This window comes from Haladaptatus ordinarius, from assembly GCF_054177595.1.
Window position 1 is genome coordinate 1 of the sequence record NZ_JBPEHH010000149.1, and the last position, 7260, is coordinate 7260.

Genomic DNA, 7260 nt, shown 5'->3' on the forward strand with positions numbered 1-7260 from the left:
TTCAACATATTCACGCCCCATCACAGCATCCAAGACAGTCTTCGTCTCATTTCGCGGTCTTTACCGTGTGAGGCGCAGCTTTTGCCGATGCAGTTATCGAGAGAGTGGACAACTAGCGACTTTATCTGCGTCTTCTTGGCCTCGCTCAAGAGGACACATTATATATCCAACTCTACCTCTTGGTTGAGTAACTGTGCCACAAACCTGGCAATTGAAGTTATCTCGTAATCCGACTAAATCGACGAGCCGATTTTCCGTGTTATTATTGGTACTCCTATCTTGTTGGGAGTTCCCTGGAAAATGGCGCTGGTCCGTCATCTATGACGGAGCCCTCGAACAGTTCGGATACTCTCTCTATGCTCTTGCTCATGACGACTTGATCGGTATGCACCTGGCTCTACTATTTCTTTAACCCGATAAGCGGTGGTGTCTGAATGATTGTAGAGTAGAACCGTTTCTTCTGGTTTGTGATCTGCAATCTGATTAAATGCTCCCTCGTCAAGAAGCCAACCCGTATTCGATGGTCCTTGACTGAGTGACTGGAACTGACCACGGCTATCGAAGTAACCCACGTCGTACTGATTTTGGGACAACTCCTCTCGATCGGTGACACGAGAGATCGTCACGTCGTCGGGAACGTTGCTGTAATCCGTGTTCGTTCGTGTTTGCTTTGGTCCGGTTCCTGGCTGTGTCGTACTCGACCGGCGATTGCGACCGGCCGTACTCTCGTCACTATCGCCAGTAGCGAGCGAACCATGTGAACTTCCAGTCATTGTCTCACCTTCGAGGGCACCCGCAATTTGTGGGTCTCCAAGCGTTCCGCCGTGGCTTCCACCGCCCTTCCGTGAAAACGGCGAGCCAGCCAACGGGTCGACACGCGTTCCGGTTCCTGCATTCGGCGTCACAGACGACCCTCCCATCCCTCGATTCGGGATGCGTGATTGCAACTGTTTTCGCAGACTGCCAGACCGCGAGGCGACAGCCATTCCGGATGCAGCACCGAGTGCGCCAGCAGCGAGCGACACGAACGGTCGCATCCGCCGACTCCCGACGACCAGGAAGAGCGGTGAGAGCGCCGCAGAAAACCACATCACTAACACGAGGATGATGTATGCGAACGAATCGACGCCTGCCGCACTCGACATCCCGCCATCGAGCGATGACGACACCGTATTGATAACGGGATAGCCAACACCGAGGATGACTGCTGCAGGAAATGGAACGAATGCACACGGAACGAACAATCCGCGCAGACGCTCACCGACTGAAGCCACCGGTCGAAACAGCCAGACTGCAGGGAGCGACAGCGCGATAAACACCGGCATCGCGGGCATCAACACGTATACTGCGAGCCACGAGAGGCCAAACACGAACGCGACGAACAGGAAGAGCACACCCGAGGAGAGCCAGAGCAAGAGTCCGGTGAGACTCGCTGCAAGTGCGCTGTCGACGATTGTCTCGAAGCTGGCGACAATCTCCTCGCCAGACGGGGCGAACACCAGGGTAAGTCCGGACGCGAGATGCAGAACGAGCGCACACCAGATCCACGACCCCAGGATGAAAAAGAGCAGGAACCAGCCCTTGAGGCGGAGGCTCCGTGCTCGCTGGTCAGACATCCCTCTGGACGGTAAGAGCATGCTCATTCGAAGCATCAGCATCGAAAGTGCCCATACTGCCAGTCCGGCCGGAAGGCCCAGCGTGAACCACTGGTCGTAGACGGTATCCATCGGTGCGTTCGTCGGCCGTTCGACGAGTTCCATCGCTCCGTTTCGCATCGGAACGGGACGACTGACGAGGAACTCGACGGCCCACTCTGCCGTGCCGCGAGCAAAGTCAAGAAACTCCATCGCGACGCCGCGTAACGCACCGAGGAACCCAGTACAGAGTTGCCCGCTCACCATCCCAAGACCGGAACAGGAATCGCCGAAGGCGGCGGTTGCATTCGAACCGTTTTCCGCTGTCGTCCACACTTCGGTCGTCGTCGCATTTGGATGGGGCGTCGGTGTGCCAGGCGGTGTGGGCGTGGATTGTGCTCGTCCAAGTGTACTGCCAGCAAGGATAGTACCCGCTAACACTACCACGAGCACGCCGATTGTGAGCGGGTGTGGTCGTATCGGTGCCATCCCGATTAGAAGAACGGGATGATGTTCACACACCCGGCGATGCCGACGCCTGTCGAACGGATGAGCAGGTCGATCACGACGGCGAACAGTGGTGTCGTAACTGTCGCGTACGCCGCTCGATTACGCCAACCCTTGATGGATTCGACCGACTGTGGATTCTTCGGGAATGCAGACGCATTGTGGAGAACGTACGCGAGTATCGCAGACGCGATCATCGTGATGCCGACGAATAGTGGTGCGGCGAAGTTGACCGTATCAGCCAGTGGTGTTCCGCAGATATCGGACCCAACCGTCTGTTGAGCCGAAACGGGTGTGACGATTCCAAGCAAAAACATGGTAACTGTGATTGCTCCACGTCTGTGCGTGGCCCAGATATTCGTTCGGGAGAACGATGGGAGAACGGTCATCCAGTAATTCGTAGCGAGTGTAAGTGAGGGGTTCTGTTTCATGGGGGTCCTCATCGCCGTGTGCCAGCCTCGCCACTCATCGAGACCCGTCATATCATCATGTTACCATGTGACGAGCCAGCATACAGGCGATAGTACAAGCACCGACGCTAGTGACTTAAATCTGTATTGGGAAATTGCAAATATATACAAAAATACGATTGCTATTTTATTCATTAGGAGATGAATTCGGTTGCATTACGACAGTTTTAGTGTGGTGGGATTGTAAAGAATGGCAGAGATATGTTCAACCAACCAACTTCAAAGTGATGAAAATGTCATCGGGCTACCTGTGTGGAGACGGACGCCGTATCCTCCCCACCGTTCGCGAGGTGATGGTCGACAGCGGTAATGATGGTGTTCGCCGTTCGGCTGATTCGAGAAAGCCGATTCTGAAGAACCTCTGTCTCGTCGTCGCGCCATGCTGCGAGATAGAAGCGGGCGTTTGCAGCATCCAATCCCCAATACCGACTGACCAGATACGCGATGCTTTCTGCTTCTACCTCGCGGGCAGTGCGCTCGGTATCGTCGTGAGCCGGATCATGGAGTTTCGCATGTGCGTACTCGTGCGCCAGTGTATGGGCGACTGTCGCGCACTGCTGGTCTTTCACAGCGACGTGAGGTCGTCCCTCACCTGTCCGATACTGACAGATGCCGAGTGCCGTGCCGTGATTCCACTCAGCAGGATTGACGAGTGACGCATCGATATCGAGTGTCGTCGCCGCGTCAAGGAGAGCGGAAACGAGGTGTTCCCCCTCACCATATATTGTCGTCTCGAGTTCGGGGAGCGGCTCACCCTCCGTCTGTGCGATGTCGAATACCGGGACGGGGCGAAAGCCGACGAGGCCTTTCGACCATTCGGCTGGTGGTGTCTCGTCGTACGAGCAATCGGATTCTGCACAATACGTCGGGCTGTTCCCACACTCGGGGCACTTTTTGGCGTGGATCGGTGCCCAGATCCAGATCGCTGATTCTCCCTTTTTCACCTGTCTCTCGAAGTGGGTCTGCCACGTTCGATAGCCCGCGACCTTCGTCGCGTCCGGCCGTTGTGAACGGATGAGTATCGTGTTCCGGACAGAGTAGTCGTAGAACTTGCTCTGGATGTCGAGCCACTGCTGGAATGTCTCGCTCGCGGCGGCAGCGTCTGTTTGGCTCTGGAGATCGCTGAGCCATTCCTCGAAGACGTCGCACATCGCATCCGGTCGGTTGTCTGGGTCGGTCAATGCTCGCTGCTGATCGCTCGCTGGGTCTGTTGTTTGAGTCATGAGAACTCGGGCACTCGGAATTCGGCGAGCGCCTCGCCCCTCAGGGCGCACAAAAACAGGGTGGTCGGTGCTTCGTTCTCGTCACTCGACAGGATCGACGACTGTCAACCAATCGAGTCGATCATGAAGACGTTTGAGACCAGTGTCGTGTGTCCAGAGTTCTGTAATGTCGTGGCGCCGCATAGCGGCAATGATTGTTGCATCACGCCCGCCAATACCGGTATTGGCGTGGTCTTCGAGGAGCTCAGTTGCGGTTACGACATCGCTTCTGGTAAGATCAGCGACCAACATATCTTCGAGTGAGAGAAAGTGTTCGGTCGCATCGGAGCTCTCTGCAAGTTGCTTACTCAGATAATGAACGACTTCCATTTGGAGAACGGTCGTCGAAAACAATGGTTGATTTGCAAGCAGTTCTGAGATAGAGTCACGGACCACAGAGTGTTCGTCAAGCCCCGCGTCGAGATAATAGATCCAAATATTCGCGTCTAAACAGTACATACACTATGCCGAATCCGGGAGATCCGACGTCCAGTCGGTTTTCAATTCTTCGGGCGTCATCGATTCGGCGGTTTTCAATCTTGTATCGTCGTTGATACACCCTTGCATCGTCTCAATGAACCTCTCACGAGAGATTTGTGGTCGAATCACGACGGTTCCGTCTTCGATTTCGATTTTAACCTGTTCGCCGGGTTCGAGGTTGAGTCGGTTACGAATCGATTTTGGAATCGTTACTCTCCCTTTCGTATCAATTCGGCGGTTATCATCGTCTGTACTCATACGTTCACTCTGTTCCCACTACGGTGGGAATATCTAAAAGACTTTGCCTGGGTTCGGTTGAACCAGAACCTTAGTTCACCTCCTCAGTAGAGGGAATCTGCAGGGACTGACTATCGTGGTTCTTCTACGCCTGAAAAACCACTACTAGAAACACTATCGGGTCTCGTCCGGCTGAATCTGGCGAATATCCTCAGCAAGGTTGCGGACGTACTCGCGAACTGTTTCCATGTTCTCGCGAGCTTCGTCCAATGTTTTCGCCTTCACCTTGGCCACGATTTGATCTTGGTCTCGCGTGCCAGTTCCGCGTTTCAGTTTTACCGTGAGTGAGACGCCGACGTCAGTCCGCTCGACGTATTCTGTCTCTGTATGCGACTCCTGCTGTGATTTCGACTCGGTTTCCGTTCCAGGTACTGTATTGGTTTCAGTCATGTGTGCTCTACGAGGGTCTCTTTGCCCTCGCACCCCTCAGGGGGCGATAAACTCTCTTGTCACACGATTCTGAACAGGAATATGTTGCTTAGTAGTGGACATCAGCCGGGATGATCCACAGCTGCTCTTCTACATTGAGAACGCGATTGAGGTGCTGGCGATGTCGAATCGCGTCACCGAACTCATCGTACAGGAAGAGCGACGGTCCACGATACGCGCCGAGATTGTAGCAGGCGTATCTGGCGAGATTCTTATCGTGCATGAGTTCGTCAGTACTGAACTCGTTGACGGCCGTTCTCACCCGAGAGAGATTCCGTTCGAACTCCTGTTTAGTCGCTTCCCATCCACGCTCTAATAGCTCTGCTCCGTCGGCTGAATCGACCGGTGCGACGACAGGTAATTCACCCCACCGAGCCGTGCCTGCGACGGTCGTACGTTCGTCGTCGAACGTCACGTAGTAATCGAAGACGGCAGTGTCTTCAGGGCCTGCGCCAACGAGTCGGTCGAACGCCGCTTTTCCGCTGGCGAAGGCGTCATCTGCAGTCGGTGCTTCGACGAGTGCGTAGATTATCTGGTGCATCTGGTCACCTCGCCGACGAACTAACTCGACATCACGACATCATGCGACTCTACCTCTGTGCGCCGGCACCTTCTCCCGGCGCACACAAACTCCCTCGAAGCAAAGCGAACTCGCACTCGATTTTTGCTACTCGTCTGGTATCTCACGTCGCCCCGATTGCACACAGGGCCAACACGGAAAGCCATTGAGTCCGTCACACTCACAATCTGCTGGCTGATCAGTATCGTCGTCTCCAGGGTTCTGGTCGGGCGTCTCCATCTGTGGTCCCCCATCAGCGACGAGGGAGTGATCTGTTACAGCCTGTAGGAGTGGTGTTCGAATCGCGACGCCGACCCGATGTTTACAGGCTCCCTCGTAACGGTTGTCTGCCGGGCACTCACAGGAAACCGGGACGCCACTTCGAATCGTGACGAGGTATTCGTGCTCTGATGGGGTGGCGTGACTCGTGTTCCGAACACGGACGCCCCCAGGGACGACGGTGAACTCGAGGGCTTCGTACTGAGCGCGCTTCGCAACTCGTTTGGTGAACGTCAGTTGGGAGAGGACGTGGTTGTGGCTGGGCATGGTGTTTCATCGGGGCACGCAGTGTGCCCCGCACCCGTCAGGGGCAGAAAAACTCTCTCGACACAGAGTATCGGAAAAGACCTCTTTATAGAATCTGTGCCCAACTCCGTCGTGAGCCACAGACGATGATGAAAAGCGAGAACACCAATAGTTCGGCTGTTCTCCTAGTCGAATCGATAGAGTGCGATACCATCGTGACCACATTGGGGGCAGTCAGTTACCTCGATACTGACTGCCGTTCCACAGTGACGACATTCGGCGATGACGGTGCTTCGTGACCGTCTCGTAAGTCGCTTCAGGAGATCTTTCATACGACCGCCTCCGTCGCTACTATCCCATCACGAATTCTATCTCGTTGTGCGCGAACCGTCTGGGTCGAAACGCTTGCTGCGTCTGCAAGTTCGGTCTGCAACACGTCGATGCCGTGTTCGTCGGTCGCGATGGCGAGACAACCAGCTGCCACACCGGCCGGGCTACACCCAGTCACGAGATTTGCTTTCGTCGCTCGTCTCGCTATCCGTTTCGCACGGTGTTCTACGGAATCTGGGATGTCGAGTGCAGAGGCCACCTGTGCGACGTACGACTGTGGTCGCGGCGGTCGCGCAGGAAGGCCGAGCTCAGCATTCAGAACGCGATACGCTCCTCGAAGCGTCGATTCGTTGGAGGGAGAGTACTCGGCAATCTCCGCAAGCGTGCGTGGGTGACCGAGACATCGAATCGTCGCATACACACATGCCGCTGCAATCGACTCGATCGACCGTCCATACAAGAGGTTATTGTCCTGAGCCGTCCGAAAGAGCGTGCAGGCACGGTCACGTACCGTCTTCGACATGCTGAGGGCACTCACCAGCCTGCGGATCTCGGTGAACCCGTGGCCGAGATTTCGATTCGATTTCGTGCCCCAACTCGCTCGCCAATGTTGGGTTCGAAGACGACGGAACTGCCGTCGTGTCGATTCTCGGTACTTCCCGAGCGTCGCTTCGTGAGCTGTGCTGAGTCACGGATGACCAGAGTGAACGCTGGTGTAGTAGCTGAGTGAAGGAGAACTAGAGTCCACAGATGGAGAGAACCGAACC

The 7260-nt window shown here is 55.4% G+C and carries 9 protein-coding genes and 1 pseudogene; all 10 read right to left on the minus strand.

What is annotated here, in order from left to right; translation table 11 throughout:
• Positions 1 to 314: 314 nt before the first annotated feature.
• A complete protein-coding gene (locus tag ACR3FF_RS24630) occupies positions 315 to 2123 on the minus strand; it encodes a TrbL/VirB6 family protein (protein WP_458190766.1) in 1809 nt (602 codons plus the stop codon).
• 5 nt (positions 2124 to 2128) lie between these two features.
• Positions 2129 to 2458: a hypothetical protein gene (locus tag ACR3FF_RS24635; RefSeq protein WP_458190767.1), complete on the minus strand. Its 330-nt coding sequence runs from the start codon at positions 2456 to 2458 to the stop codon at positions 2129 to 2131.
• A gap of 389 nt (positions 2459 to 2847) precedes the next feature.
• Positions 2848 to 3834, minus strand: a complete 987-nt coding sequence (locus ACR3FF_RS24640) for a DUF955 domain-containing protein (protein ID WP_458190768.1) — start codon at positions 3832 to 3834, stop codon at positions 2848 to 2850.
• An 81-nt stretch (positions 3835 to 3915) separates the two neighbouring features.
• The gene (locus ACR3FF_RS24645) at positions 3916 to 4332 is read right to left on the minus strand and encodes a type II toxin-antitoxin system VapC family toxin (RefSeq protein ID WP_458190769.1); all 417 of its coding nucleotides are present in this window, start codon (positions 4330 to 4332) and stop codon (positions 3916 to 3918) included.
• Between the two features lie 3 nt (positions 4333 to 4335).
• A complete protein-coding gene (locus ACR3FF_RS24650) occupies positions 4336 to 4611 on the minus strand; it encodes an AbrB/MazE/SpoVT family DNA-binding domain-containing protein (protein ID WP_458190770.1) in 276 nt (91 codons plus the stop codon).
• Positions 4612 to 4764: 153 nt separating this feature from the next.
• A complete protein-coding gene (locus ACR3FF_RS24655) occupies positions 4765 to 5040 on the minus strand; it encodes a DUF7389 domain-containing protein (protein WP_458190771.1) in 276 nt (91 codons plus the stop codon).
• Positions 5041 to 5128: 88 nt separating this feature from the next.
• Positions 5129 to 5620: a DUF7995 family protein gene (locus tag ACR3FF_RS24660; RefSeq protein WP_458190772.1), complete on the minus strand. Its 492-nt coding sequence runs from the start codon at positions 5618 to 5620 to the stop codon at positions 5129 to 5131.
• Positions 5621 to 5746: 126 nt separating this feature from the next.
• Positions 5747 to 6184 (minus strand): SWIM zinc finger family protein, encoded by a 438-nt coding sequence (locus ACR3FF_RS24665; protein WP_458190773.1) that lies wholly within the window; start codon positions 6182 to 6184, stop codon positions 5747 to 5749.
• Positions 6185 to 6491: 307 nt separating this feature from the next.
• Entirely contained in the window at positions 6492 to 6812 is a 321-nt protein-coding gene (locus ACR3FF_RS24670) for a transcription initiation factor IIB family protein (RefSeq protein ID WP_458190774.1), read from the minus strand.
• A 9-nt stretch (positions 6813 to 6821) separates the two neighbouring features.
• A pseudogene (locus tag ACR3FF_RS24675) lies at positions 6822 to 7058 on the minus strand (transcription initiation factor IIB family protein); the annotation flags it as partial.
• Between the last annotated feature and the right edge of the window lie 202 nt (positions 7059 to 7260).

Coding starts and splice junctions, on each gene's coding strand:
- ACR3FF_RS24650 (WP_458190770.1), bottom strand. CDS start 4,611: ATGAGTACAGACGATGATAACCGCCGAATTGATACGAAAGGGAGAGTA.
- ACR3FF_RS24660 (WP_458190772.1), bottom strand. CDS start 5,620: ATGCACCAGATAATCTACGCACTCGTCGAAGCACCGACTGCAGATGAC.
- ACR3FF_RS24640 (WP_458190768.1), bottom strand. CDS start 3,834: ATGACTCAAACAACAGACCCAGCGAGCGATCAGCAGCGAGCATTGACC.
- ACR3FF_RS24630 (WP_458190766.1), bottom strand. CDS start 2,123: ATGGCACCGATACGACCACACCCGCTCACAATCGGCGTGCTCGTGGTA.
- ACR3FF_RS24635 (WP_458190767.1), bottom strand. CDS start 2,458: ATGTTTTTGCTTGGAATCGTCACACCCGTTTCGGCTCAACAGACGGTT.
- ACR3FF_RS24645 (WP_458190769.1), bottom strand. CDS start 4,332: ATGTACTGTTTAGACGCGAATATTTGGATCTATTATCTCGACGCGGGG.
- ACR3FF_RS24655 (WP_458190771.1), bottom strand. CDS start 5,040: ATGACTGAAACCAATACAGTACCTGGAACGGAAACCGAGTCGAAATCA.
- ACR3FF_RS24665 (WP_458190773.1), bottom strand. CDS start 6,184: ATGCCCAGCCACAACCACGTCCTCTCCCAACTGACGTTCACCAAACGA.